The sequence below is a fragment of the Burkholderia sp. 22PA0106 genome, assembly GCF_047497155.1.
In the GTDB taxonomy this organism is placed as follows: Bacteria; Pseudomonadota; Gammaproteobacteria; order Burkholderiales; family Burkholderiaceae; genus Burkholderia.
Genome location: NZ_CP163163.1, coordinates 1,976,159 through 2,001,236 on the forward strand (window position 1 = coordinate 1,976,159; position 25,078 = coordinate 2,001,236).

19 protein-coding genes and 1 pseudogene are annotated in these 25,078 nt (G+C 64.1%); 9 read left to right on the forward strand and 11 right to left on the reverse strand.

All coding sequences use genetic code 11. The features are described 5' to 3' along the window. Positions 1 to 81 precede the first annotated feature (81 nt). From AB4850_RS23490 to AB4850_RS23510, 5 genes and pseudogenes are all read left to right on the forward strand, one after another. Positions 82 to 1,185 carry an efflux RND transporter periplasmic adaptor subunit gene (locus AB4850_RS23490; protein ID WP_414445372.1) on the forward strand — a complete coding sequence of 368 codons (1,104 nt, stop codon included), beginning with the start codon at positions 82 to 84 and terminating at the stop codon, positions 1,183 to 1,185. Next, on the forward strand, positions 1,182 to 4,355 hold the full coding sequence (locus AB4850_RS23495) for an efflux RND transporter permease subunit (RefSeq protein ID WP_414445373.1): 3,174 nt from the start codon (positions 1,182 to 1,184) through the stop codon (positions 4,353 to 4,355). The genes AB4850_RS23490 and AB4850_RS23495 overlap by 4 nt, the downstream gene beginning before the upstream one ends. Before the next feature lie 5 nt (positions 4,356 to 4,360). Then, entirely contained in the window at positions 4,361 to 5,911 is a 1,551-nt protein-coding gene (locus tag AB4850_RS23500; RefSeq protein ID WP_414445594.1) for an efflux transporter outer membrane subunit, read from the forward strand. Between the two features lie 183 nt (positions 5,912 to 6,094). Beyond that, positions 6,095 to 6,403: pseudogene (locus AB4850_RS23505) on the forward strand (DUF1153 domain-containing protein); the annotation flags it as partial. A 5-nt stretch (positions 6,404 to 6,408) separates the two neighbouring features. Then, entirely contained in the window at positions 6,409 to 6,810 is a 402-nt protein-coding gene (locus AB4850_RS23510) for a transposase (protein WP_414445374.1), read from the forward strand. Positions 6,811 to 7,598: 788 nt separating this feature from the next. Here AB4850_RS23510 and AB4850_RS23515 read toward each other — a convergent pair. The 6 genes from AB4850_RS23515 to AB4850_RS23540 all read right to left on the reverse strand — a co-directional run bounded on the left by AB4850_RS23515 (position 7,599) and on the right by AB4850_RS23540 (position 14,095). After that, positions 7,599 to 9,518 (reverse strand): AAA family ATPase, encoded by a 1,920-nt coding sequence (locus AB4850_RS23515; protein WP_414445375.1) that lies wholly within the window; start codon positions 9,516 to 9,518, stop codon positions 7,599 to 7,601. Beyond that, a complete protein-coding gene (locus AB4850_RS23520; RefSeq protein WP_414445376.1) occupies positions 9,505 to 10,005 on the reverse strand; it encodes an ABC-three component system middle component 5 in 501 nt (166 codons plus the stop codon). Before AB4850_RS23520 ends, AB4850_RS23515 begins: the two co-directional genes overlap by 14 nt. Next, positions 9,999 to 10,568: an ABC-three component system protein gene (locus AB4850_RS23525; RefSeq protein ID WP_414445377.1), complete on the reverse strand. Its 570-nt coding sequence runs from the start codon at positions 10,566 to 10,568 to the stop codon at positions 9,999 to 10,001. Before AB4850_RS23525 ends, AB4850_RS23520 begins: the two co-directional genes overlap by 7 nt. A 582-nt stretch (positions 10,569 to 11,150) precedes the next feature. Then, positions 11,151 to 11,486 (reverse strand): hypothetical protein, encoded by a 336-nt coding sequence (locus tag AB4850_RS23530; protein WP_414445378.1) that lies wholly within the window; start codon positions 11,484 to 11,486, stop codon positions 11,151 to 11,153. A gap of 210 nt (positions 11,487 to 11,696) precedes the next feature. After that, the gene (locus tag AB4850_RS23535) at positions 11,697 to 12,416 is read right to left on the reverse strand and encodes a ribonuclease activity regulator RraA (protein ID WP_414445379.1); all 720 of its coding nucleotides are present in this window, start codon (positions 12,414 to 12,416) and stop codon (positions 11,697 to 11,699) included. A gap of 293 nt (positions 12,417 to 12,709) precedes the next feature. Next, entirely contained in the window at positions 12,710 to 14,095 is a 1,386-nt protein-coding gene (locus AB4850_RS23540) for an aldehyde dehydrogenase family protein (protein ID WP_414445380.1), read from the reverse strand. 103 nt (positions 14,096 to 14,198) lie between these two features. On the opposite strand from AB4850_RS23540, the gene ptrR reads away from it, so the two are divergent. Next, positions 14,199 to 15,068, forward strand: a complete 870-nt coding sequence (gene ptrR, locus AB4850_RS23545) for a putrescine utilization regulator PtrR (RefSeq protein ID WP_414445381.1) — start codon at positions 14,199 to 14,201, stop codon at positions 15,066 to 15,068. A 104-nt stretch (positions 15,069 to 15,172) separates the two neighbouring features. On the opposite strand, the gene AB4850_RS23550 is transcribed toward ptrR, so the two are convergent. Continuing rightward, a complete protein-coding gene (locus AB4850_RS23550; RefSeq protein ID WP_414445382.1) occupies positions 15,173 to 16,636 on the reverse strand; it encodes a sigma-54 interaction domain-containing protein in 1,464 nt (487 codons plus the stop codon). A gap of 237 nt (positions 16,637 to 16,873) precedes the next feature. Between AB4850_RS23550 and AB4850_RS23555 the strand changes: the two genes are divergently transcribed. Together AB4850_RS23555 and AB4850_RS23560 are read left to right on the forward strand one after the other, a co-directional pair. Beyond that, positions 16,874 to 17,773, forward strand: a complete 900-nt coding sequence (locus AB4850_RS23555) for an MBL fold metallo-hydrolase (RefSeq protein WP_414445383.1) — start codon at positions 16,874 to 16,876, stop codon at positions 17,771 to 17,773. Between the two features lie 39 nt (positions 17,774 to 17,812). Then, complete coding sequence (locus tag AB4850_RS23560; RefSeq protein ID WP_414445384.1) at positions 17,813 to 19,087, forward strand: FAD-dependent oxidoreductase; 1,275 nt, start codon at positions 17,813 to 17,815, stop codon at positions 19,085 to 19,087. A gap of 72 nt (positions 19,088 to 19,159) precedes the next feature. Here the strand turns inward: AB4850_RS23560 and AB4850_RS23565 are convergent, their stop codons facing one another. From AB4850_RS23565 to AB4850_RS23580, 4 genes are all read right to left on the reverse strand, one after another. Continuing rightward, positions 19,160 to 19,978: an ABC transporter permease subunit gene (locus tag AB4850_RS23565; protein WP_414445385.1), complete on the reverse strand. Its 819-nt coding sequence runs from the start codon at positions 19,976 to 19,978 to the stop codon at positions 19,160 to 19,162. After that, on the reverse strand, positions 19,975 to 20,904 hold the full coding sequence (locus AB4850_RS23570; protein WP_414445386.1) for an ABC transporter permease subunit: 930 nt from the start codon (positions 20,902 to 20,904) through the stop codon (positions 19,975 to 19,977). The genes AB4850_RS23565 and AB4850_RS23570 overlap by 4 nt, the downstream gene beginning before the upstream one ends. Then, a complete protein-coding gene (locus tag AB4850_RS23575; protein WP_414445387.1) occupies positions 20,901 to 22,061 on the reverse strand; it encodes an ABC transporter ATP-binding protein in 1,161 nt (386 codons plus the stop codon). The genes AB4850_RS23570 and AB4850_RS23575 overlap by 4 nt, the downstream gene beginning before the upstream one ends. A 109-nt stretch (positions 22,062 to 22,170) precedes the next feature. After that, entirely contained in the window at positions 22,171 to 23,265 is a 1,095-nt protein-coding gene (locus AB4850_RS23580) for a polyamine ABC transporter substrate-binding protein (protein ID WP_414445388.1), read from the reverse strand. 450 nt (positions 23,266 to 23,715) lie between these two features. Here AB4850_RS23580 and AB4850_RS23585 point away from each other — a divergent pair, with 450 nt between their 5' ends. Further along, complete coding sequence (locus AB4850_RS23585; protein ID WP_414445595.1) at positions 23,716 to 25,053, forward strand: phospholipase A; 1,338 nt, start codon at positions 23,716 to 23,718, stop codon at positions 25,051 to 25,053. Positions 25,054 to 25,078 lie beyond the last annotated feature (25 nt).

Consider the following 25,078-nt stretch of genomic DNA (forward strand, 5'->3'; position numbering starts at 1 on the left):
GTCGCGGCGGCCGCCGCCGCTCGTTGCGGCCGGCGCCTGGCGCCGGTTGCAACGCCGCCCGCCTTCCCTCATGAGGTTGCCGTGAACGCATCCGGACCCCGCGCAGTCGTCGTCATCGGCGCCGCGCTGCTCGTCGCAGCATGTCATCCGAAGGACAACGGGCCGCCGCCCGCCCCGCGCCCGGTGGTGGCCACGCCGGTCAGCGCCGACGGCGCGACGCTGGCCGCCACGCTGCCCGGCGATGTCGAGCCGCGCTACGCCACGCCGCTGTCGTTCCGCGTGGCCGGCAAGATCATCGAGCGCAGCGTGCGGCTCGGCGACACCGTCAAGCAGGGCCAGGTGGTCGCCCACCTCGATCCGTCGGACTCCGAAAAGAACGCCGCCAGCGCGCAAGCGCAGCTCGACTCCGCCACGCATGCGCTGACCTACGCGCAGCAGCAGGTCGAGCGCGACCGCGCCCAGGCCCGCGAAAACCTGATCGCCCCCGCCCAGCTCGAACAGACCGAGAACGCCTATGCGTCGGCCCGCGCCCAGCGCGATCAGGCCGCGCAGCAGCTCGCGCTCTCGAAGAACCAGCTTCAGTACACGACGCTGGTGGCCGATCACGCCGGCTACATCACGGCCGAGCAGGCCGATACCGGCCAGAACGTGTCCGCCGGGCAGGCCGTCTATCAACTGGCCTGGTCGGGCGAGGTGGACGTGGTGACCGACGTGCCCGAAGCCACGCTCGCGCTGCTCAAGCCCGGCCACGAGGCCGCCGTCACGCTGCCGGCGCTGCCGGGCCAGCGCCTGACGGCGCGCGTGCGCGAAATCGCGCCGGCCGCCGATCCGCAAAGCCGCACCTATCGCGTGCGGCTCACGCTCGAGAACCCCACCCCGGCCGTCAAGCTCGGCATGACCGCCGACGTCGCGCTGGCCGGCACGCCGGCCGACGGCGCGCGCTACACGCTGCCGTCCACCGCGCTGTTCCACCAGGGCCAGGACCCGGCCGTCTGGGTGCTGCGAAAGGACGACACGCTCGAACTGCGCCGCGTGACGGTCACGCGCTACGGCGAAAACACCATCACCGTGTCGCAGGGCATCCAGGCCGGCGAGCGCGTGGTGCAGCAAGGCGTGCATACCGTGAGCGCCGGCGAGAAGGTGCGCGCGGTGGCGCCGCTGCATGCAGAGGACGGCGCGTCATGAGCGAACGCGAGGAAAGCCGTTTCAACCTGTCGGCCTGGGCGCTGCGCCATCAGGCGCTGGTGGTCTACCTGATCGTGCTCGCGACGCTCGCGGGCATCCTGGCCTACACGCGCCTGGCGCAATCGGAAGACCCGCCGTTCACGTTCCGCGTGATGGTGATCCGCACGTTCTGGCCCGGCGCGAGCGCGCGCCAGGTGCAGGAACAGGTGACCGACCGGATCGGCCGCAAGCTCCAGGAAACGCCGGCCATCGATTTCGTGCGCAGCTATTCGCGCCCCGGCGAATCGATGATCTTCTTCACGATGAAGGATTCGGCGCCGGTCAAGGACGTGCCCGAAACCTGGTACCAGATCCGCAAGAAGGTAGGCGACATCTCCACCACGCTGCCGCAGGGCGTGCAGGGGCCGTTCTTCAACGACGAATTCGGCGACGTCTACACCAACATCTGGACGCTCGACGGCGACGGCTACTCGGCCGCGCAACTGCACGACTACGCCGATCAGCTGCGCACCGTGCTGCTGCGCGTGCCCGGCGTGGGCAAGGTCGATTACTTCGGCGACCCCGATCAGCGGATCTACGTCGAGATCGACAACGCGCGGCTCACGCGGCTCGGCATCTCGCCCACCCAGCTGGGCCAGGCGATCAACGACCAGAACGCGGTGGCATCGTCAGGCGTGCTGACCACCTCGAACGACCGCGTCTACATCCGCCCGAGCGGCCAGTTCGGCACGGTCGAGCAACTGGCCGACATGGTGGTGCGCATCAACGGCCGCACGTTCCGGCTCGGCGACCTCGCCACCGTCAAGCGCGGCTATGATGACCCGCCCGTCACGCAGATGCGTTCGAACGGCCACCCGGTGCTCGGCATCGGCGTGACGATGCAGCCCGGCGGCGACGTGATCCGGCTCGGCAAGGCGCTCGAGGCCACCGCCACGCAGTTGCGCACGCAACTGCCGGCCGGCCTCAAGCTGACCGAGGTGTCGAGCATGCCGCTGGCCGTGTCGCATTCGGTCGACGACTTCCTCGAAGCGGTGGCCGAGGCGATCGGCATCGTGCTGGTGGTGAGCCTGGTGTCGCTCGGGCTGCGCACCGGCATGGTGGTGGTGATCTCGATCCCGATCGTGCTGGCCATCACGGCGCTGTTCATGTACCTGTTCGGCATCGGCCTGCACAAGGTGTCGCTCGGCACGCTGGTGCTGGCGCTCGGGCTGCTGGTGGACGACGCGATCATCGCCGTCGAGATGATGGCCGTGAAGCTGGAGCAAGGCTTCAGCCGCACCCGCGCCGCCGCGTTCGCCTATACCAGCACGGCGTTCCCGATGCTGACCGGCACGCTCGTCACGGTGTCGGGCTTCCTGCCGATCGCGCTCGCGCAATCGAGCACCGGCGAATACACGCGCTCGATCTTCGAGGTGTCGGCGATCGCGCTGATCGCCTCGTGGATCGCGGCCGTGGTGCTGATCCCGCTGCTCGGCTATCACCTGCTGCCGGAGCGCAAGCGCGAGCCGGCCAAGGCCGGCGCGCACGATGCGGCGCACGACGAGGCGCATCACGACGACCATCACGAAGCGCACGACATCTACGACACGCGCTTCTACGCGCGCCTGCGCGGCTGGATCGGCTGGTGCATCGAGCGGCGTTTCGTGGTGCTCGGCATCACGGTGGCGCTGTTCGTGGTGGCGCTGTTCGGCTTCTCGCAGATTCCGCAGCAGTTCTTCCCGAGTTCGGACCGCCCCGAGCTGCTGGTCGACGTGCGGCTGCCCGAGGGCGCGTCGTTCGCGGCCACGCTGCAGCAGACCAAGCTGCTCGAAAAGGCGCTGGCCGGCCGGCCCGAGATCGATCACACGGTCAGCTTCGTCGGCACCGGCGCGCCGCGCTTCTACCTGCCGCTCGACCAGCAGTTGCAGCAGCCGAACTTCGCACAACTGGTGGTGACGGCGAAATCGGTCAAGGAACGCGAGAAGCTCGCGACCTGGCTCGGCGGCGAGTTGCGCGATCACTTCCCGGCGATCCGCTGGCGCCTGTCGCGGCTCGAGAACGGGCCGCCGGTCGGCTACCCGGTGCAGTTCCGCGTCAGCGGCGACAGCATCGCCACGGTGCGCGCGATCGCCGAGAAGGTGGCCGCTGAAGTGCGCCAGGACCCGCGTTCGTTCAACGTGCAGTTCGACTGGGACGAGCCGGCCGAACGCTCGGTGCGCTTCGAGCTCGACCAGAAGAAGGCGCGCGACCTGAACGTGACGTCGCAGGACGTGTCGAGCTTCCTCGCCATGACGCTGCAAGGCACCACCGTCACGCAGTACCGCGAACGCGACAAGCTGATCGCCGTGGACCTGCGCGCGCCGAAGGCCGAACGCATCGATCCTTCGCGGCTTGCCACGCTCGCGATGCCCACCCCGAACGGCCCGGTGCCGCTCGGCTCGCTCGGCCAGTTCCGCAACACGCTCGAATACGGCGTGGTGTGGGAGCGCGACCGCCAGCCCACCATCACCGTGCAATCCGACGTGCGCGCCGGCGCCCAGGGCATCGACGTCACCAAGACCATCGACAAGCAGCTCGATACGTTGCGCGCGCAACTTCCGGTCGGCTACCGGATCGAGATCGGCGGCTCGGTGGAGGAAAGCGGCAAGGCGCAGGCCTCGATCAATGCGCAGATGCCGCTGCTCGCGATCGCCGTGCTGACGCTCTTGATGATCCAGTTGCAGAGCTTCTCGCGCGTGCTGATGGTGGTGCTGACCGCCCCGCTCGGCCTGATCGGCGTGGCCGCCACGCTGCTGCTGTTCGGCCAGCCGTTCGGCTTCGTCGCGATGCTCGGCGTGATCGCCATGTTCGGCATCATCATGCGCAACTCGGTGATCCTGGTCGATCAGATCGAGCAGGACATCGCCGGCGGGCACCAGCGCTTCGACGCGATCGTCGGCGCCACCGTGCGGCGCTTCCGGCCGATCACGCTGACCGCCGCGGCCGCCGTGCTGGCGCTGATCCCGCTGCTGCGCTCGAACTTCTTCGGACCGATGGCCACCGCGCTGATGGGCGGCATCAGCAGCGCGACCGTGCTGACGCTGTTCTATCTGCCGGCGCTCTACGCGACCTGGTTCCGCGTCAAATCGAACGAACGCGAGGACGATGCGAACCGCACGCCGCCGCCGTCCGCCACGCCTCACGGAGCCTGACGATGATGCAACGCCTTTCAAGCCGCGCCAGGAGCCTGCGCCACGCACGCTACGCGCTTCGTCGGACGCTGCGCCCGCTCGCGGTAGCGGCGGCCGCCTCCACCGCGCTGGCGATGGCCGGCTGCTCGCTGTTCGCGCCGAGCGGCAAGCCGCCGGCGATGCCATCGCCGGCCCACTACGGCGCCGAGCCGCTGCCGGTGCAAACCGTCGCCGCGCAGGGCGTGGCCCAGCGCTTCGAGGTGGGCGCGCAGCCGGTACCCGAGTGGTGGAAACACTATCGCTCGCCGCAGCTCGACGCGCTGGTCGACGAAGGGCTGCGCGCCAGCCCGACGCTGGCCGCCTCCACACATGCGCTGCAAGCCGCGCGCGAGCAGTTGCGCGCGCAGATCGGCAGCTCGCTGCTGCCGTCGATCGATCTCGGCGGCCAGACTGCGCGCCAGCGCGGCCTCGGCGTGCCGAACCTCGGGCCGACCACCGCGCTCTACAACCTGTTCGAAGGTCAGTTGCAGGCCAGCTACACGATCGACCTGTTCGGCGCGTCGCGCTTCGCGAATCGCGAATTGCAGAAGCGCGTGGACGTGACCGCGTTCCAGCTCGATTCGGCGCGACGTGCGCTGGCGGCCAACATCGTCACGGCCACCATCACGTCGGCCGCGCTGGCCGAGCAGGTGCAGGCCACCGAACGGCTCGTGGCGCTGGCCCGCGCGCAGGCCGACGACGCCGTGCGGCGCAACCGGCTCGGTTCGGCCTCGCGCGCCGACATGCTGAGCGCGCAGCAAAGCGCGGCCAGCGTCGAAGCGTCGTTGCCTGCGCTGCGCCAGCAATGGCTCAGTGCGCGCCACGCGCTCGCGGTGCTGCTCGGCCGCACGCCCGATCAGGCGCCCGCCGATCTCGCGCTGGCCGACCTGCACTTGCCCGAGAGCGTGCCGGTGGCGGTGCCGTCCACCTTGCTCGAAACGCGGCCCGACATTCGTGCGGCCGATGCGTCGCTGCAGGCGGCGGCCGCCGCCGTGGGCGTGGCCACCGCGCAGATGTTCCCGCAGATCTCACTGTCGGCCTCGCTCGGCCAGGCCGGGTTCAGTTGGCCCGCGGCGCTGTCGGGCATCGGCGGAATCTGGAGCGTGGGGGCCTCGCTGAGTCAGCCGCTGTTTCATGGCGGCGCGCTGCTCGCGCAGCGGCGCGCGGCGCAGGCCAGCTACGCGGCGGCGGTCGAGCAATACAAGGCGACCGTGCTGACGGCGTTCCAGAACGTGGCCGACTCGCTGGCCGCGCTCGACAACGACGCGCAAGCGCTCGACGCGTCGAGCCGCGCCGCCGAGGCCGCGCGCGGCGCATCCGACGACACGGCCGCGCGCGTGCGGCTCGGCGCGCTGCCGCCGTCGGCAGGACGCAGCAGCGAGCAGCAATACCGCAACGCGCAGCTCGACGCGATCCGCGCGACCGGCTCGCGGCTCGCCGATACGGCGCGGCTGTTCCAGGCAATGGGAACGCCGCCGGAACCGGCGCAAGCCGGGAAGGCGGCGACCGTCGCGGCGGCTTCGGGGGCGGGGTCCTGAGGTGCTTTGAGGTGTCGGGGCACGCGTCCCCGTTCTTTTGTCATGCCTCGAACACTATTTGAGGTTCGCCCGCGGCCTGTAGGCTGCGTCGAGAGTGGCTCGCACCGCGTGCTATACGAACCCACTGCACGCGTCGCCGGGCGACATGGGTCGGACGAGTGTAATGAAACGGACGAAAAGACGATAAGCACGAAGATGGACGAAGACATCAAACGATGGACTGCCAAGCGCAAGAGCGCGCTGGTGATGGACATCATTCAGGGCAAGACGACGGTTGCCGAAGCCAGCCGAACCTATGACCTGTCGCCCCCTTGAGGTCGAGAACTGGGTGGACAACGGCAAGCGAGGCATGGAGAACGCGCTTCGCGCTAATCCGCTGGACGTCAAGGAGCAATACGAGCGGCAGATCAAGGAGCTGCAAGAGGCTTACGGCGAAGACATGCTGGAGTTGCGCGCGAGAAAAAATTGCAGTCCTTGCTGGGCGAGGACGAGGCGAGTTGCTGGGCTGGCACCTGTCTCGAGGCGGAAAGACTACGACTGCGGCCAACGCGCGGCAGCACGCGCTGATCGCCCGATTCGGCACACTGGGTCGAGTGTCAACGCCGTTCCTGCTGAGGAGTGGTAACGGCCTGGTTTTCACAAGCCGGACGTACACGAAGCTGGTACGCGATTGCGGGCTGAAACAGGAGTTCATCACGCCGCATTGCCCGCAACAAAACGGGATGGTCGAGCGGGTGATCAGGACGCTGAAGGAGCAACGCGTGCATCGGCAACGCTTCGAGTCGCTACAGCACGCGAGCCGCACTATCGCCGACTGGATTCAGTTCTACAACCACCGGCGACCGCACCAATCGCTGAAGATGAAGACTCCGGCTGAGGCATTTGCTTTAGCCGCTTAACCTGTGCAAGTTTGGCTGGGTCATTACACAAGAAGCTTCTCGAACAAGGTGAGAAGACGTTGCCACAGGAGGCCGCCTACGTATCGAAACTGCATGCCGAAGCGCATGCGCTTATGTGGTATGCCTGCGAATGTAGCCATCGTGAGCGGATCTGGCACAGTCGCGACGGCGTGACGCCGTTCCTGATTCCCTGCCCTTCCTGTGGCGAGATCACGCTGCAGCATACATGCAGGCGTGCTGATATCTCGCTGCCTGGTCATCGGCCTCATGAGGGACAGCGCGTCTTCGTCGACATGACGCGCGACTAGGCCGAGAGGATAGTCGAGCATCAGTTCGTCCTCGGTGGCCTGCCTCGCAACCACGCCACGTTCGATGTGACGGTCGCTCAGTTATTTGAGCACACGTCGGGCAACGCTCCGCTCGTCGCGATTGCTGGCGACGTGGCTCACTACGCATCGCATGAAGGTGATTCATGACGAAACGCAAAACGTCGGATAGATCCACCGGAGTCGAAGTCGCCACTACCGCGCATCAAAGTTGCTCAATCAGCGCAATCAGCTATGAAGGGTTCAAGGTCCAAACTATCGATGGCGAGCCGGCAAGGCTGGCCGTCGTAGACGGTGCGGGAAATGTGCTTGATGATCGTCCTAAAGTCGCCCGAACGGCTTGGACCGTTACGATTGCAGCGTATCGCAATTTCCTGAGTAGCCGCGGTCACATCAGAGCCTTAAACAAACCAAACTAACCGTTCTTACCGAGGCGGCGCAATTGCGCCGTCCCTTCAAAGATCAAATTGGCCGAACGTCCAATGAACGGTGATCAGAGCTAAAAGCACGTCCAACCACGTACTCCGTGCCCTCGAGCTCAGGACTAATATCAGACGTCGCAAAAATCACTTGATATTCACCCCTATAAGCCACACACTCATTGACAATTATTTCCTGGAGCTTATGACTACGATTCTTCTCCATTCCACCATCATCAATCCCATCCAACATCATAAAATGTGGCAATCGCATATATGGCCTCTGCATACTGGCAGTCAAAAGAGCCAGATGGAATATATGTCGAAGCACAACCGCAGAACTCTCTGAGAAATTTCTCGTCTTATTTACATACACCGCATTATTTTCGAACGAAAAATCCACATTTTTTGGATTCACAAATTCCGGCTGCAATGGCAAATCCTGCTTAAGCAGACGAATCATCGCCTTCTCAACAGATCCATTCACCTCTAACTGACGCGCCATTTGCTGCTGCTTCAGAGCAATAATCTTCTCATTCAAACCAGCCAATTCAGAACTCAATAAATCACGATCCTTCTGAAGATCGGCTATCACTGCCGCGAGTTTCTGACGACCATGCGCCTGCCGAATTTCCTCATCGATCGCACCGAGCTTGCGCGCCGTTTCCTCAAGAACGATTTCCACCTCGCTCGACCAAGATGAAGCTACAGCCTTGTACTCCTTCTCAAGACGCTTTATCTCCTCACCAATAATCGGAATATCTCGGCGCAAGGCATCTGAGCTACTCTGATACTCATCGACAATTTTTCTCGACTCGCTCAACTGGATGGCAAGCTCATTTCTCATTCGAAGCATTTGCCCGTCCGATTTCCCACCATCGAGCGAACTCGTACAAAGATGGCACTGATTCTCCGCCATACCATCATCTTTCAAGTCACTTAAGCAGCTTGGACAAAATCTAAACTCCAAATTCCCCAAATATGCACGAGTATCTTTCGACTCATCAAGACTCTTGATTCTCTCCTCTATCTCACGTATAAACAAAAGAGAATCGCCAACATCCAAATCCAAGGCAGCTAACTCATCAACCATTTGCGATTGATTTTTACGTGCTTCATTTAATTTTGCACGCAACCCATCAGCCTTAGCTCGTGCCTTGTTTGCATCTTTACGCGGAAGCGTCCGATCGATTTTTAATTGCTCTATCTGCTTAGTTAGCTCATCCCGAACCAAATTTAGTTCATCAATTTGATCGTTCGAAAATTCCAAATCAGGTGTCTGACCAGATTTACCGAGAACCTTATAGATCCCTTTAAGCTCAGACTCACACCTATTAAGCTTGATCTCAAGATCACGAATTTTTAACTGCGCAGAATATAGGTCATCGTCATATACACCAGACAAATATCCGCCAACAACTTGCCTCGTCAGCGAGCTATCGAAAATATCATCTCGAAAAATAGGACTATGAACAGATGGCTGATCAGCGTATAACACTCGCAACAACTGATGCATCGTAAGATTGGATGCGCCGTCCCCTTTGGCAAGCGGCATTTCCAACGCAGTAAAAATAGCTTGCGAGAAACTGCTTTGATTCTCAGTCCGTCTAAACGAATAACGCTCCCACTCATGACTTCCAGCCACAAGTGCCTTTTCCATCCCTCCCCAATAAATTCGCATGGGACGCATAGATTCTTCGCCAATATCGCGACTCAGGCACGCGACCCCATAGTTCAACTGAACTTCGACAATTGTTTGAGAGCAAATTAATGCCTCGGGCTTCCATCGAATGTTCTCTGCTCCGAGAGAGAACGCCAGCAGATCCATTATGGTAGTCTTCCCCGAGCTATTCCTCCCCCGAAGAATATTAACTCCCATGTGAAAAGCACCATCAAACGCCGCGTGACCACCTTGAAAAACAATTAGGCGATTGACTCGAAGTGTTGGCTTAAGCAACGTCATATCTGTATTCCATCAGCTTCGAGCGATGTTTCAGCCCATCATGCCCTCGAAGCGGGATGCTTCCAAGGCCAAAAAGTATGGTATCCGCAAGAGACTCTCTTTGCAGAAGAAACGCTTTGATTCTTGACCGAAGATCACTAGGAAGAGACAGATCAGTACGACGCACAAACCCAACCTCCAGACGCCGAATATCTATCAACCCGGAAGCAGCAATACACCTTAGCGCAGACTGTTGAATTTGACGTAATTCTCTAAATGTTGTCGCCGGACTTAAAGGATCATGATACTCATTATAAAATGATTTCGCGATTTTTTGCGCACCTCGAAGATTCGCCGGCAACCGGACAAACTGAACGGATGCGGGAAACAGCAAATAAAAGTCTAACAATCGAGCCTTATCCACCTCAAGCTCAGGAATACTTTCTGCCACGACCAACATGCGAAATGCGCAGTGGTAGGCATCGTAAGCAGGATGATAAATTAGCATTTATCCCACCGAATATGACAATTCCCACCAAGAAAATATAATAGCGCCAACAAATCTTTCACACTGAGCTCTAGAACATTCTCTCCCAATACCCCACGCGTCATCTGCAAAACCATGCTTATACGCTGATCCACCTCAACCTGACCGGCACCATTTTGAATCGCAGAAGTAACATGCAGGGAAAAGTTAGTCCACAGTTCATCTAAAATGATAGTATAAATTCGCTGTGCGGTGCGCGATGTTTGATATCGCATTACTGCTTTTGCAGCACGCTCCTTCATTCGCACCGCCGAAGGAATTTGATATTCCCGACTGCTTTCCTTGAGTTTAGCCTCCAACCCGCGCACATCACCATCAGTACTAACAGTTATATAATGCTCCAACTCCTCACATAAAATATTACCGGACGACTCTCCGTTGCCAGAATTCAATTTCATCTTCTCATACAGACGAGTCAAATCATCGATCGTTTGCTGATTAATAAAATTAAATATCGTCTCTGTTTTATTTCCGGCAACTACATCACCTTGCGCCCGATTATTACTCTGACGAATGATATCCACGGCGCTTACTTACCAGAATTGTTACTCTTATCACCGCCTACAATATCGCCACCGGCGAAATTGCCTTTTTGGGAAACTTTCGATGACCGATGAGTTCGCGAGCTTCGAACTGAAACAACAGTCTTCAGCGTCCAGCCGCTACCCAAACCAACAAGAAAAGTAATGAGATGCGTCAACCAATCCATAACTACCCCCGTAGCAAATTGATTTCGTGAATTTATTTCGCCAGCCATTGTAAGACGGTTGCCTCTATAGAGGCAATAGTCTACCTCCGCCGTGAAAGCAAACGACGCAGCGATACATTGCCACCTAACGCACCCACAACTCCTTTCAACAAGTCGACAAAAACCCACAAACGGCGACATCGCTCGCTTGTCAGACAGGATATTGGCGACTATGTGCGGCCAAACTTCTCATGAACGATTGGCATTCTCTCCAATGCCATAGCAAGTACATTGAGACTATCACTTAGGAGCCTTTCATCACGCTCGGATCCCTCAACCATCACAGGCCGGCCGTCCCCAGCATCTGTATATTTGCCGCCATGGACGAGATTGTTCCTCATGGTGCAAATCGCATCAATCAAATCACGGGTGGATTGGATTGGTGCGCAGGCCGCCCAGCCCAACTGCCCCCCTGTAGCAGAATTTGCTTGCTTGGGGGAAATGCAATAAGTGTCTCGGCCACACCACTAGCGACCCCGTCTTGCAGGAATTCCTTGCCGAGATCCTCTGCAAATTGCGTCCATCTAGGGGTGACCCATTGATCGTTGCCCCTTGCGTACTCGCCGGATCGCTTGAGTGCACACTCGAAGCGCGTGAACACATGAAAAAACTGGATGGCGACGAGGGGAATACTTTCTGCCAGCAATTCGTCAAAAATACCCACTTGCACCTCGTTAAGTTCGCCGACCATCACGAGAGCATAGCAATATCGTTGACATGAAGTACGTCAATAGAACCCCTATCTACCTGCGCGGCGATATATATTGATTGCTCTTCGGGCAACCCAACCCGACGAAGCCACCGCGATTCAGCGCGCCCCGGCCTCGCTCCAACGAGGCATCACGCTTGCCTACGCCGGGCCTGCACAATCGGCACCGTCCATGGTTGCGTTCAACCTGCCCGATCAGCGCCCGTTGCGACCTCGCCAAGCCGCAAACTTCTCCAGCGTGTCCGGATGGGTAGCCGGATACAGCCCGATGATCGTGTCGCCTTCCCGCACCCGCTCCATGACGAAATCCTCGAAGGCCGTCATGTCGTGCGCCTCCGCCGTGATCTCCTCGACCAGATGCGCGGGGATCACGATCACGCCGTCGTTGTCGCCCACCAGCACGTCGCCGGGGAACACCGGCGCACCGCCGCAGCCGATCGGCACGTTGATGTCGAGCGCCTCGTGCAGCGTCAAATTGGTCGGCGCGGACGGGCGCTGATGGAACGCCGGGATCTCGGTGCGCGACATTTCATCGGCGTCGCGAAAGCCGCCGTCGGTCACCACGCCGGCCACGCCGCGCTTCATCAGGCGCGTGACCAGGATGGCGCCGGCCGAGGCCGCGCGCGGATCGTTGCGGCTGTCCATCACGAGCACGGCGCCCGGCGGGCAGGTTTCCACCGCCTTGCGCTGCGGATGCTCGGGATTGCGAAACACTTCGAGCGGGTTGCGATCCTCGCGGGCCGGAATGTAGCGCAGCGTGAACGCCTCGCCCACCATGCTCCTGGCGAGGCGCTGGAGCGGCGTCACGCCCTGGATGACCTGATTGCGCAGGCCGCGCTTGTAGAGCGCCGTGGCCAGCGTGGCCGTGCTGATCGTTTCCAGTCGGGTGCGCAGTGCGGGGGTGAGGAGGCTCATGGGATTGTCTCGATCGGGGTCGTTGTCGGTGGGTGTCGGTCGGTATCAAACGGAGAACGCGCCGCCAGCTTAATGCGACTTGCGCATCATGGCACCCTCACGTTGCCGGAAGGCCGGGTTCGGCGCGATGCCGAGGCCGTCGCGCGGCAAGCAAGCGTGACCCGAATCGCGCGACCGTTCGGCTGGCACCGGAAGCAACCAATGTGACATGCCGGATGGACAACCGGCCGCCGCGAACGGCGAACGTTCGCGGCGGCCGGCATCGAGGCCCGATCGGCTGACCTACGCTGGCATCAGCGGCGATCCACCCACACCGTCTGCGCGTTGCAGAACTCGCGCAGGCCGAAGTGCGACAGCTCACGGCCGAAACCGCTCTTCTTGACGCCGCCGAAGCCCACCCGCACGTCGCTGGCGCTGTAGCCGTTGATGAACACGCCGCCCACCTCGAGCTCGCGCGTGATCGATTCGGCCAGCGCCGCATCGGCCGTAAACACCGACGCCGTCAGGCCGAAATCGCTGTCGTTGGCCAGTTGCACGGCATGCGCGGCATCGTCGGCGCGGATGATCGACGCCACCGGCCCGAACAGTTCCTCGCGGAACGCGGTCATGGCGGGCGTCACGCCGGTCAGCACGGTCGGCTGGTAGTAGTTGCCCTCGCCTGCCACCTTGGCGCCGCCCACCAGCAGCGTGGCGCCTTCGGCCAGCGTGCGCTCGACCTGGGCGTGCAGCTCGTCGCGCAGGTCGTAGCGGGCCATCGGGCCGACGTAGTTGTCGGGATCGCGCGGGTCGCCCATGCGCAGCGCCTTGACGGCCTCGACGAAGCGCGCCGTGAACGCGTCGAGCACCGGCGCCTCGACGATGAAACGCTTGGCCGCCGCGCACACCTGCCCCGAGTTCTGGAAGCGCCCAGCCACGGCGGCCGCCACGGCCAGGTCGAGATCGGCGTCCGCCAGCACGATGAACGCATCGGAGCCGCCCAATTCGAGCACGCACTTCTTCAGCGCCGCGCCCGCCTGCGCGCCGATCGCCGAGCCGGCGCGCACGCTGCCCGTCACCGTGACGGCGGCGATGCGCCGATCGGCGATCGCCGCCGACACCAGCTCGTTCGACAGATTCACCAGCTCGAACACGCCGGCCGGGAAATCGGCGCGCTCGAACGCCTCGCGCAGCAGGTTGGCCGAGCCGAGCACGTTCGGCGCGTGCTTGAGCACATACGTGTTGCCGGCGGCGAGCGCCGGCACCGCGCCGCGCACCACCTGCCAGATCGGGAAATTCCACGGCATGATCGACAGCACCGGCCCGAGCGGACGGTATTCGATGCGTGCCTTGTTGCCCTCGACGAGCGTCGGCTCCGGGGCCAGGAATTCGCCCGCATGCTCGGCGTACCAGTCGCACACGCCGGCCGACTTCTCGACTTCCGCCAGCGCCTGCTTGATCGGCTTGCCCATTTCGAGCGTGATGGTTTCGGCGATCCGCTGCGCATCGGCGCGCAGCGCCTGGCCGAGCCGCTTCAGCGCCGCGCCGCGCGCCTCGATCGAGCGGCGCTTCCATTCGCCGAAGGCGGCCGCGGTGCGTTGCAGGGCCTGTTCCAGATCGTCCGGCCCCTGCACCGGATAGGTGGCGATTTCCTTGCCGTCGAGCGGGCTGATGGAGCGAAAAACAGGTGCGGCTTGGCTCATGGTGATCTCCGTTGGCATTCGATGAGGGGCAGTGTAAGCTCGGCCATCGCTCAATGAAACTGAATAGTTTTGAGCAAATCATTCACGTTTCGAGAATATCGACATGGATCTCGTCCAGCTGGAAATGTTTCAGGCCGTCGCCCGCCACGGCAGCATCGCGGCCGCCGCCCAGGCCGTGCACCGGGTGCCGTCGAATCTGACCACCCGCATCAAGCAACTCGAGGAAGAACTGGGCGTGGACCTGTTCACGCGCGAGAAGAACCGGCTGTCGCTGTCGCAGGCGGGGCGGATCTTCCTCGATTACACCGGCAAGATCCTGAACCTCGTGACCGAGGCGCGCGCCGTCACGGCCGGCCAACAGCCAGCCGGGCGCTTCGCGCTGGGTGCGCTGGAGAGCACGGCGGCGGTGCGGATTCCGGCGCTGCTGGCCACCTACAACCAGCACTTTCCGCAGGTCGCGCTCGAACTGGCGACCGGGCCGTCGGGGCAGATGATCGACGGCGTGCTGAGCGGCGACCTGATCGCCGCGTTCGTCGATGGCCCGCTCGACCACGCCGAGCTGACCGGCTTCCCGGTGTTCGACGAGGAGATGGTGATCGTCGCGCCGGCCGCGCATGCGCCGATCCGCCGGGGCCGCGACGCGGACGGCGACGCGCTCTACGTGTTCCGGAAGAACTGTTCGTACCGGCGCCACCTCGAACGCTGGCTCGCCAACGACGGCGCGCTGCCCGGCGAGATCCGCGAACTGGAGTCGTATCACGGCATGCTGGCCTGCGTGAGCGCCGGCGGCGGGCTCGCGATCATGCCGCGCAGCATGCTCGAAAGCATGCCCGGCTCGCAATCGGTGCGCGCCTGGCCGATGGGCAAGGAATTCGGCCTGCTGCGGACCTGGCTGATCTGGCGCAAAGGCACCGTATCGAAAGCGCTGGAAGCGTTCTCGCAGTTGGTCACGCATCCGCATCCGGCGCGATGACGGGAAGGTTTGGCGTGTTCGGGGCGACTCGATGCGGCTCGATACCGCTTGCGGTGACCGAGCGCAGCCGGTGCGGCGCGATACGAACTCGGCGCCTTATCAACCTATAAACCGCCCCGCCCGGCCAGCCCCAACGCCCGCATGCGCCGATACAGCGTGCGCTCGCTGATCCCGAGCCGCGCCGCCAGCGCGCGGCGCGTGCCGCGAAAGCTGCCGGCGACGTGGCGCAGCGTGGCGTCGTCGGGCGCGCCGGGCTTGGGCAGGCCGGCCGTCTGCGTCGCATCGGCAAGCGCCCCGCGCAGCGCGTCGGGCAGATGCTCGACGCGGATCACGCCGTCGTCGGCGAACAGGCAGGCGCGTTCGAGCACGTTGCGCAACTCGCGGATATTGCCGGGCCACGCATAGGCGTCGAGGCAGGCGCGCGCCGCCTCGTGCAGCACGCAGGGCCGCGCGCCGGGCCGGGCATCGGCGATGCGGCGCAGGATCGATTCGGCGATCAGGCCGATGTCGCCGTGACGCGCACGCACCGGCGGCAGATCGATCGGAAACGCGCTGATCCGGTAGTAGAGATCAGGGCGAAAGCGCCCGTCGGCGATCATCTCGCGCAGCGGCTGATGAGTCGCCGCCACCAGCCGGAAATCGGCGCGCAACGCCTCCACCCCGCCGACGCGCCGGAACGTGCCCGACTCGATCAGCCGCAGCAGCTTGACCTGCATCGAGGCGGGCACGTCGCCGATCTCGTCGACGAACAGCGTGCCGCCCTGCGCGGTTTCGACCAGGCCCGGTTTGCGCGCCTGCGCGCCGGTGAACGCCCCCTTCTCATAGCCGAACAACTCGCTCTCGAACAGCGATTCGGCGATGCCCGAGCAATCGACCACCACGAACGGCCCGGCCGCGCGCGGGCTGCCCTCGTGCAGCGCCCGCGCGAACAGCTCCTTGCCAGTGCCCGACTCGCCGAGCAGCAACACCGGCAGCGTCGACGGCGCGACGCGCTGCAAGGCCGACAACGCCGCGTTGAACGGCTCGGAGCTGCCGACCAGGCCGCTCGCGCTGGGCCGCGCCGAGGCGCTGCGCACCGTGGTCAGCCGTTCGACATAGGCGGTGACCTCGCCCGTGCCGTCGAACACGGGTCGCATCTCCACATCCACATGTTCCGGCCCGCGCGGCGTGTGATGGATATGCAGCACACGCGACGCCGCGCCCGATTCGAGCGCGGCGCGCATCGGGCAATGCTCGCCGGCCTGGTCGCACGGCACGTCGTAGTGATGCGACACGCGGTAGCAGTGCCGCCCGACGTGGGCCTGCCCCGCCACGCCGAACTGGCGCTGGTAGGCCGCGTTGGCCGCGAGAATCCGGTAATCGCGATCGACCACGATCATCGGCTGCGGATCGTGTTCGAGGTAGGAGACGAGCGCGCCGAGGCCGGCGGGAGGATGGGAGGCGGCGGCCTTGTCGACCTTATCGGCCGGGACGATCGGGATCGTGCGGGACGGGTGTCCGGCGGCTGCGGGGGCACCAAGAGCATCGGCCGAGCCAGCGGATGTGGCGGTACGGCGGCGAGTGGACATGACGAATCCGGGCAATGACAGGCGAGCCGCCAATTCTGCCATAGGACTGCCACGACACTGCCACCGATGGCAGCGATCCGCGATTCTCGCCGGGCAACCGGCGCGCGCCCACCCCGCCCCCATCGCGAAAAATCGTCGCCAGATCAAACCACTAGCCGAACGACGCGGCCAGAAGATGCCGCTGGCATGTATCTTGTGTACACAGACGGTTCTTGATCGTTTCCGGAGCACCCCGCGATGTCCGAACCCGCCTTCACCGTCGACTCGTTCTTCAATCCGGCCACCTGCACGGCCACCCATGTCGTGCTCGACCCGGCCACGCGCGAGTGCGCGATCATCGATTCCGTGCTCGATTTCGATCCGAAGTCGGGCCGCACCAGCCATGCGAGCGCCGAGCGCGTCGCCACGCATGTCGAGGCGCTCGGCGCGCGCGTGCGCTGGCTGCTCGAAACCCATGTGCATGCCGATCATCTGTCGGCCGCGCCGTGGCTGCAGGCGCGCTTCGGCGGCGAGATCGCGATCGGCCGCGACGTGACGCGCGTGCAGAAGGTGTTCGGCGCGCTGTTCGACGCCGGCCCCGAGTTCGTGCCCGACGGCCGCCCGTTCGACCGGCTGATCGACGACGGCGACACGCTGGCGCTCGGCGCGCTGGCGATCCGCGCGACCCACACGCCGGGCCATACGCCGGCCTGCATGACCTACGTGGTGGCGCGCGCCGACGGTTCGGCGCCCGCCGACACCGCCGCGTTCGTCGGCGACACGCTGTTCATGCCCGACTACGGCACCGCGCGCTGCGACTTTCCCGGCGGCGATGCGCGCACGCTCTACCGCTCGATCCGCAAGGTGTTGAGCCTGCCGCCCGACACGCGGCTCTACCTGTGCCACGACTACCCGCCCGACGGCGGCCGCGAGGCCTGCGTGGTCACCACCGTGGCCGCGCAGCGCGACGCGAACATCCACGTGCACGAAGGCATCGACGAAGACAGCTTCGTCGCGATGCGCACCGCGCGCGACGCCACGCTGGCAATGCCGGTGCTGATCCTGCCGTCGGTGCAGGTCAACATGCGCGCCGGCCGGCTGCCCGATCCGGCGCCGAACGGCATCCGCTATCTGAAACTGCCGATCGATGCGCTGTAAGCGCCACGGCCGCCGCCTTACATTGAAGGAATCCTGAACATGTCCGCCTCCCCCACCCACGCCGCCGTGCCGGCCGCGCGTCACGAGATCGTGATCGTCGGCGCCGGCTCGGCCGGCATCGCCACCGCCGCCAGCCTGCTCAAGCGCGATCGCACGCTCGACATCGCGCTCGTCGATCCCGCCGACATGCACTATTACCAGCCGGGCTGGACGATGGTGGGCGGCGGCGTGTTCGACGCGCCGTCCACGGCGCGGCCGATGGCGAGCGTCCTGCCGCGCGGCGTGACGCACATCCGCTCGGCCGTCACCGCGTTCTCGCCCGAGCAGCAGACCATCACGCTCGACGGCGGCACGCGCGTCGGCTACCGGCAACTCGTGGTGTGCCCCGGCATCGAACTGAACTGGGCCGGCATCGAAGGCCTGAGCGACACGCTCGGCCGCAATGGCGTGACCTCGAACTACCGCTACGATCTCGCCCCGTACACATGGCAACTGGTGCAGGCGCTGCCGCACGGCCGCGCGATCTTCACGCAGCCGCCGATGCCGATCAAGTGCGCCGGCGCGCCGCAAAAGGCCATGTATCTGTCGGCCGATCACTGGCGGCGCACCGGCCGCCTCGGCAAGATCGAGATCGAATTCCACCTGGCCGCGCCGGCGCTGTTCGGCGTGCCGGCCTACGTGCCGGCGCTGATGGAATCGGTCAAGGGCTACGGCATCGACCTGCGCTTCGGCGACACGCTCATCGCCGTGGACGGCCCCGCGCGCCTGGCCCGCTTCCGTCGCGCACGCGCCGAGGCCGACGGCGGCGGCACCGAGGAAGTCACCCGCGAATTCGACATGCTGCACGCCGTGCCGCCGCAGCGCGCGCCGGGCTTTGTGCGCGACAGCGCGCTGGCCGATGCGAACGGCTGGATCGACGTCGATCCGGCCACGCTGCGCCACCGCGCCTTCGAGAACATCCATGCGCTCGGCGACGCGGCCAACACCACCAACGCCAAGACCGCCGCCGCCGCGCGCAAGCAGGCGCCGGTGGTCGCGCACAACGTGCTGGCCGCGCTCGGCCGCACGCGCGGCGTGGCGCGCTACGACGGTTACGGCTCATGCCCGTTGACGGTCGAGCGCGGGCGCGTGGTGCTGGCCGAATTCCTGTACGGCGGCAAGGTCGCACCGACCTTCCCCGCCTGGCTCAACGACGGCACCCGGCCGTCGAAGCTCGCGTGGTTCCTGAAGGAAAAACTGCTGCCGCCCGTCTACTGGCACGCGATGCTGAAGGGCCGCGAGTGGTTTGCCGAGCCGGCCGTCAGCGAGGCCTGAACCGCCACGCCACCAACGACAACGCCCGGAATCGCCAACACGATTCCGGGCGTTTTCATGAGTTGGCCAGGGTCAGGCCGCCACGGCCAGCCGCCTGCGTTCGCGGCGCAGCATCACCATGTTGGCGCCGATCACGCCGATCGTCACGGCAACGATGAACAGCGTGGCGAGCGCGTTCATCTCGGGATTCAGCCCGAGGCGCACACGCGAGAACACCACCAGCGGCAAGGTTGTCGAGCCGGGGCCGGACAGGAACGCCGACAGCACCAGATCGTCGATCGACAGCGTAAACGACAGCAGCCAGCCCGACACCAGCGCCTGCGAGATCAGCGGCAGCGTGATCGTGAAGAACACCTTGAACGGCGTCGCGCCGAGGTCGAGCGCGGCCTCCTCCAGCGACGGATCGAGCTCGCGCACGCGCGACTGCACGATGATCGCCACGTAGGACAGACACAGCATCACGTGGCCGAGCCAGATCGTGAACATGCCGCGCTGCGCGGGCCAGCCGATCCACTTCGCCAGCTCGATGAACAGCAGCAGCAGCGAGATCCCCTGGATCACCTCGGGGATCACGAGCGGCGCGTTGATCATGCCCGAGTAGAGCGCGAAGCCGCGAAAGCGGCCCATGCGCGCCAGCACGAAGCCGGCCCAGGTGCCGATGAACACCGACGCGAACGCGGTCAGCACGCCGATCTTCAGCGACAGCCAGGCCGCCGCGATCAGTTCGTCGTCGGCCAGCAGCGCCGCATACCAGCGCGTCGAGAAGCCCGACCACACCGTCACCAGTTGCGACGCGTTGAACGAGTAGACGATCAGGCTCAGGATCGGGATGTACAGGAACGCGAAGCCGAGCCCGAGCGCCACGATCCGCAGATAACGATTCGGCATCATTTGCGGCGGCCCTCCAGTTCCTTCGCCTGGAAGTGCTGGAACGCCGCCATCGGCACCAGCAGCAACAGCACCATCGCGCAGGTCACCGCCGAGGCCATCGGCCAATCCGCGTTGTTGAAGAACTCGTTCCACATGACGCGGCCGATCATCAGCGTGTCGGCGCCGCCGAGCAGCTCGGGAATCACGTATTCGCCCACCGCAGGAATGAACACCAGCAGGCAGCCCGCGATGATGCCGTTGCGCGACAGCGGCAGCGTGACGGTCAGGAACGCCTTCCACGGTTTCGCGCCGAGGTCGTAGGCCGCTTCGAGCAAACGCAGGTCCATCTTCACGAGGTGCGCGTAGAGCGGCATCACGAGAAACGGCAGATAGGTGTAGACCATCCCGATATACACCGCGATGTTGGTGCGATACAGCTCGATCGGCGAGTGGATCAGGCCGATGCCGATCAGGAAGTTGTTCAGCAGTCCGTTGTTCTTGAGAATGCCAATCCAGGCATACACGCGGATCAGGAACGACGTCCAGAACGGCAGCATCACCGCCATCATCAGCAGGTTGCGCGAGGCCGGGTTCGAGCGCGCGATGTAATACGCCATCGGATAGCCGAGCAGCAGGCACAGGAACGTCGTGACGGCCGCCACCCACACCGAGTTCACATAGGTCGCGAAATACAGGCTGTCGGTGAACAGGAACGCGTAGTGCGACAGGTTCAGCTTGATGTTCAGCACGCCGTCCGCGAACGAAGTCAGTTCGGTGTACGGAGGAATGCCGAGGTTCAGTTCCGCGAAGCTGATCTTCACCACCAGCAGGAACGGCACCGCGAAGAACAGCAGGAGCCAGAAGAACGGCCCCGCGATCACGGCCGTGCGGCCGCTCAGGCCGAGCTTGCGCATCGGCCAGCCGAAGAACGTGGACAGTGCGTTCATGCGGTCAGCACCACGCCGGCCGTGGCGCTCCAGCGCACGTAGATCTCGTCGTTCCAGCCCGGCGTGTCGATCTCCGACAGCGCGAGGCTGGTGGCGTTGGCGATCACGGTCTTGCCCGAATCGAGCCTGACGTGATACAGCGAGTAGCCGCCCATGTAGGCCACGTTGGTGATCACGCCGTGCCCCCAGTTGTAGGCGCCTTCGGGCGGCTTGCGCGTCAGCGCGATGCGCTCGGGGCGCACCGACACCGTCACCGCCATGCCGAGCGGGCCGGTGATGCCGTGGCTCACGTGCATGCGGCACGGCAGTTCCGACGATTCGATGAACACGTAATCGGGCTCGTCCTCGACCACGTTGCCCTCGAACAGGTTCGTCGAGCCGATGAATTCGGCCGAGAAGCGGCTGTTCGGATATTCGTAGACTTCGCGCGGCGCGCCGATCTGCACGATCTGGCCTTCGCTCATCACGGCGATCCGGTTCGCCATCGTCATCGCCTCTTCCTGATCGTGCGTGACCATGATGCAGGTGACGCCGACCTTGTCGAGAATGTTGACGAGTTCGATCTGGGTGCGCTGGCGGATCTGCTTGTCGAGCGCCGACATCGGTTCGTCGAGCAGCAGCAGCTTGGGCCGCTTGACCAGCGAACGCGCCAGCGCCACGCGCTGCTGCTGGCCGCCCGAGAGCTGGTGCGGCTTGCGCGTCGCGTAGCGGCTCATCTGCACCAGTTCGAGCGCGTCGCGCACGCGCGCCTTCAGCTCGGCCTTGGGCGTGCCTTCCTGCTTGAGGCCGTACGCCACGTTCGCTTCCACCGTCATGTGCGGAAACAGCGCGTACGACTGGAACATCATGTTCACGGGCCGCTTGTACGGCGGCATCTGGGCGAGGTCCTCGCCGTCGATCAGGATCTTGCCCGAGGTGACGGTTTCGAGGCCGGCCAGCATGCGCAGCAGCGTGGATTTCCCGCAACCGGAACTGCCCAGCAGTGCGAACAGTTCGCCCTTCTCGACGGAGAGATTGACCTGGCGCACCGCGGGGGTGTCACCGAACTGCTTGACCACGTCGACGATCTGCACGAAGTTCGCGGCGTTGCCTGCCGACGAAACATTGGACGGGCTGGACGGCGCAGCGGCGGACGACAAGCGCGACGGGCTATTCATGATCTGCTGCATCACTCCTGGGTAGTACCGAACAAAGGCGATTTAAGACGAACAAAGCCCCCGGGGGCACCAGGGGCTTGAGGGACGGTATCGAACGAACCGGCGGGCTTCAGCGGCCGGACTTGAACTCGGTCCAGAGCCGCGTCTGCAGGCGCTGGATTTCCGGCGGCAGCGGCTTGAGCAGGAACAGCGTCTTGACCACGTCGGCCGGCGGGTACACCGCCGGATCGTTCGCCACGTCCTTGCTGACGAACTGGCGGGCCGCGGCGTTCGCGCTCGGGTAGTACACCGTATTGGTGATCGCCGCGTGCACCTTCGGATCCTCGATGTAGTTGATCCACTCGAGGGCCGCTTCCTTGTTCTTCGCGTCCTTCGGGATCGCCATCACGTCGAACCACACGGGCGCGCCGCCCTTCGGAATGTAGTACTCGACCTTGTACGGCTTCTTCGCTTCCTGCGCGCGGTGCTTGGCGATCACGACGTCGCCCGACCAGCCATACGCGAAGCAGATGTCGCCGCCGACCAGATCGTTGATGTAGCCCGACGAGTTGAACTGCGTGATGTACGGGCGGATCTTCTTGAGCACCGCCATCGCGGCCTGGTAATCGGCCGGGTTGGTGCTCATCGGATCCTTGCCGATGTAGTGCAGCGCGGCCGCGAACATCTGGTCCGGCGCGTCGAGCACCGACACGCCGCAGGCCTTCAGCTTCGAGATGTTTTCCGGCTTGAACAGGATGTCCCAGTTGTCGAGCGGCACCTTGCCGAGAATCTGCTGGGCCTTGTTGACGTTGTAGGCGAGGCCCGTCGTGCCGTAGGCCCAGGGCACCGTGTACTTGTTGCCCGGATCGGCGCCGGCCACCAGCGCCATCAGTTGCGGATCGAGGTTCTTCAGGTTCGGCAGCTTCGACTTGTCGAGCGGCGCGAAGATGCCGGCGGCGATCTGCTTGCCGGCGTAGTTGCTGGTGGGCACCACGATGTCGTAGCCCGAGCTGCCGGTCAGCAGCTTGGCCTGCAGCGTGTCGTCGCTGTCGTAGTTGTCGTAGCGGACCTTGACGCCCGTTTGCTTCTCGAAGTTGGGGATGGTGTCCTTGGCAATATAGTCGGACCAGTTGTAGACATTGAGCTGCGTGTCCTTCGCCGAAGCCGCCGTGGCGGCCACGCACAGCGAGAGGGCCATCAACCGGCCAGCTACCTTTGCGTTCATCCCGTTCTCCCGTCCGGCCCTATGCTGGCCGGTATCGACTGTGTCGTCATGACGGCCCGCCGAGGCGACCCGTCCCTGAAAAACCCGAAAAATATCACTAAACCCGGAGCGTCACAAAAAAAATGCGCCGATGTCGCGCAAACGGAACACCCACCGGGAAGTCGCGGCAATTTTATCGGGTTATGCGGGCCTGTCCACCCGAAAAAATATCGGACTGCCCGATGCAATGTCATGCCCCGACGGCCCGGCTCGCGCACGGCATGCGGCGCACGGGCGCGCCATCGGCGGCGCGACGCCGGCTTGCGTGTCCGCGCCATCGCCGCCGCAACAAAAACGGCCGACGATCGGGCATCCGTTTCAAGCTAGCCGCTGAATTACAATAAGCCAACTTGTCGCAGTGTCCTTGTTGCCGCACGACACTCCACCGTGCTTCGCCAATCCATCGTACTCATGCGCCATCGTCACCCTCGTTCGTCCGTCTTCGTCTCCGCTCCCATCACGCCCGCCCTGCCGAGCAACACGTTCGGCACGCGGTTCCATGCCCTGCTGCCGCGCTTGCTGCCGGCCGCCCTGCTCTGTGCAGCCGGCGCCGCGCACGCCACCGTCTCGCTCGTGCAGCCGGCACGCGAAGCGGCCGCCGATGCGCCGCTCACATTGACGCTGATCTACTCGGACGACGATCGCGCGCCGCTGCCCGTCACCGCACCCGATTCGATCGACGTGACCGTGACCAATGCCGAGCAGCCGCCGGTGCCCGTCAAGCTGGTGCGCGAGGCCGGCGTGCCCGCGCGCTTCACGCTGCGCGCGGGCCAGTACCGCAAGGTGCGATTCTCGGCGCCGTGGCCCGACAGCGCGCGCGGCACCGTGACGATCGCGCCGGTGGGTTTCGACGCCTCGCCGGCCGTGGTGTCGCTGAACCGCGGCCCGAACCAGGTCGCCGTGGCGCGCGCCGAATCGGCCGAGGCGCATCAATCGACGCCGGCCGGCGTGGCGGCCGCCGCGTCCACGGTGGCCGCCACCGCCGGCCTGCCGCAGCCGAGCGCCGACGCGCTGACCACCGGCGCGCAGGGCCTGCTGTCGAGAATCTCGTACTACGAACCGATGTTCATCGGCGCGGGCGTGAACGGCGACGTCAGCGCGAAGCTGCAGTTGAGCTTCAAGTACCGCCTGCACATGCCCGACAACCCGGCCTCGCGCGCGCTGCTCGACAACCTCTATTTCGGCTACACGCAAACCTCGATCTGGGATCTGTCGGCCGATTCGAAACCGTTCCGCGACACCAGCTACAAGCCGAGGCTGTTCTACTACGTCGCCGACACCGGCCTGCACAGCACGTGGTTCACGCGGATGGGGTTCGCGGCCGGGATCGGGCACGAGTCGAACGGCAAGGCCGGCACCGATTCGCGCAGCCTGAACATCGCGTTCGTGCAGCCGACCTGGGAGTTCGGCAGCCTGTCCGATTACCACTGGCAGGTTTCGCCGATGCTGTACTACTACGTGGGCATCAGCGACAACCGCGACATCGCCGACTACCGCGGCTACATGGATCTGGTCATCAAATACGGCAGCCCCGACGGCTGGCAACTGGCCACCACGCTGCGCAAGGGCACGCACCACTGGTACGGCAGCGTCGACAGCCAATTGTCGTACCCGCTCGCGAAACTGCTCGGCGATGCCTGGGGCGGCTACGTGTGGCTCGGCTACTTCAATGGCTACGGCGAGGATCTGCTCGACTACAACCGGCGCCAGCACTGGATCGCGCGCGTGGGCGTGAGCATTGCGCGCTGATGCTTTACCATAGCGCTTTTGCCGC

What these genes read in the sequence shown, in the direction of transcription:
- AB4850_RS23495 (WP_414445373.1), top strand. Translation starts at nt 1,182, where the DNA reads ATGAGCGAACGCGAGGAAAGCCGTTTCAACCTGTCGGCCTGGGCGCTG.
- AB4850_RS23500 (WP_414445594.1), top strand. Translation starts at nt 4,361, where the DNA reads ATGCAACGCCTTTCAAGCCGCGCCAGGAGCCTGCGCCACGCACGCTAC.
- AB4850_RS23515 (WP_414445375.1), bottom strand. Translation starts at nt 9,518, where the DNA reads ATGACGTTGCTTAAGCCAACACTTCGAGTCAATCGCCTAATTGTTTTT.
- AB4850_RS23520 (WP_414445376.1), bottom strand. Translation starts at nt 10,005, where the DNA reads ATGCTAATTTATCATCCTGCTTACGATGCCTACCACTGCGCATTTCGC.
- AB4850_RS23535 (WP_414445379.1), bottom strand. Translation starts at nt 12,416, where the DNA reads ATGAGCCTCCTCACCCCCGCACTGCGCACCCGACTGGAAACGATCAGC.
- AB4850_RS23540 (WP_414445380.1), bottom strand. Translation starts at nt 14,095, where the DNA reads ATGAGCCAAGCCGCACCTGTTTTTCGCTCCATCAGCCCGCTCGACGGC.
- ptrR (WP_414445381.1), top strand. Translation starts at nt 14,199, where the DNA reads ATGGATCTCGTCCAGCTGGAAATGTTTCAGGCCGTCGCCCGCCACGGC.
- AB4850_RS23550 (WP_414445382.1), bottom strand. Translation starts at nt 16,636, where the DNA reads ATGTCCACTCGCCGCCGTACCGCCACATCCGCTGGCTCGGCCGATGCT.
- AB4850_RS23555 (WP_414445383.1), top strand. Translation starts at nt 16,874, where the DNA reads ATGTCCGAACCCGCCTTCACCGTCGACTCGTTCTTCAATCCGGCCACC.
- AB4850_RS23560 (WP_414445384.1), top strand. Translation starts at nt 17,813, where the DNA reads ATGTCCGCCTCCCCCACCCACGCCGCCGTGCCGGCCGCGCGTCACGAG.
- AB4850_RS23565 (WP_414445385.1), bottom strand. Translation starts at nt 19,978, where the DNA reads ATGATGCCGAATCGTTATCTGCGGATCGTGGCGCTCGGGCTCGGCTTC.
- AB4850_RS23570 (WP_414445386.1), bottom strand. Translation starts at nt 20,904, where the DNA reads ATGAACGCACTGTCCACGTTCTTCGGCTGGCCGATGCGCAAGCTCGGC.
- AB4850_RS23575 (WP_414445387.1), bottom strand. Translation starts at nt 22,061, where the DNA reads ATGAATAGCCCGTCGCGCTTGTCGTCCGCCGCTGCGCCGTCCAGCCCG.
- AB4850_RS23580 (WP_414445388.1), bottom strand. Translation starts at nt 23,265, where the DNA reads ATGAACGCAAAGGTAGCTGGCCGGTTGATGGCCCTCTCGCTGTGCGTG.
- AB4850_RS23585 (WP_414445595.1), top strand. Translation starts at nt 23,716, where the DNA reads ATGCGCCATCGTCACCCTCGTTCGTCCGTCTTCGTCTCCGCTCCCATC.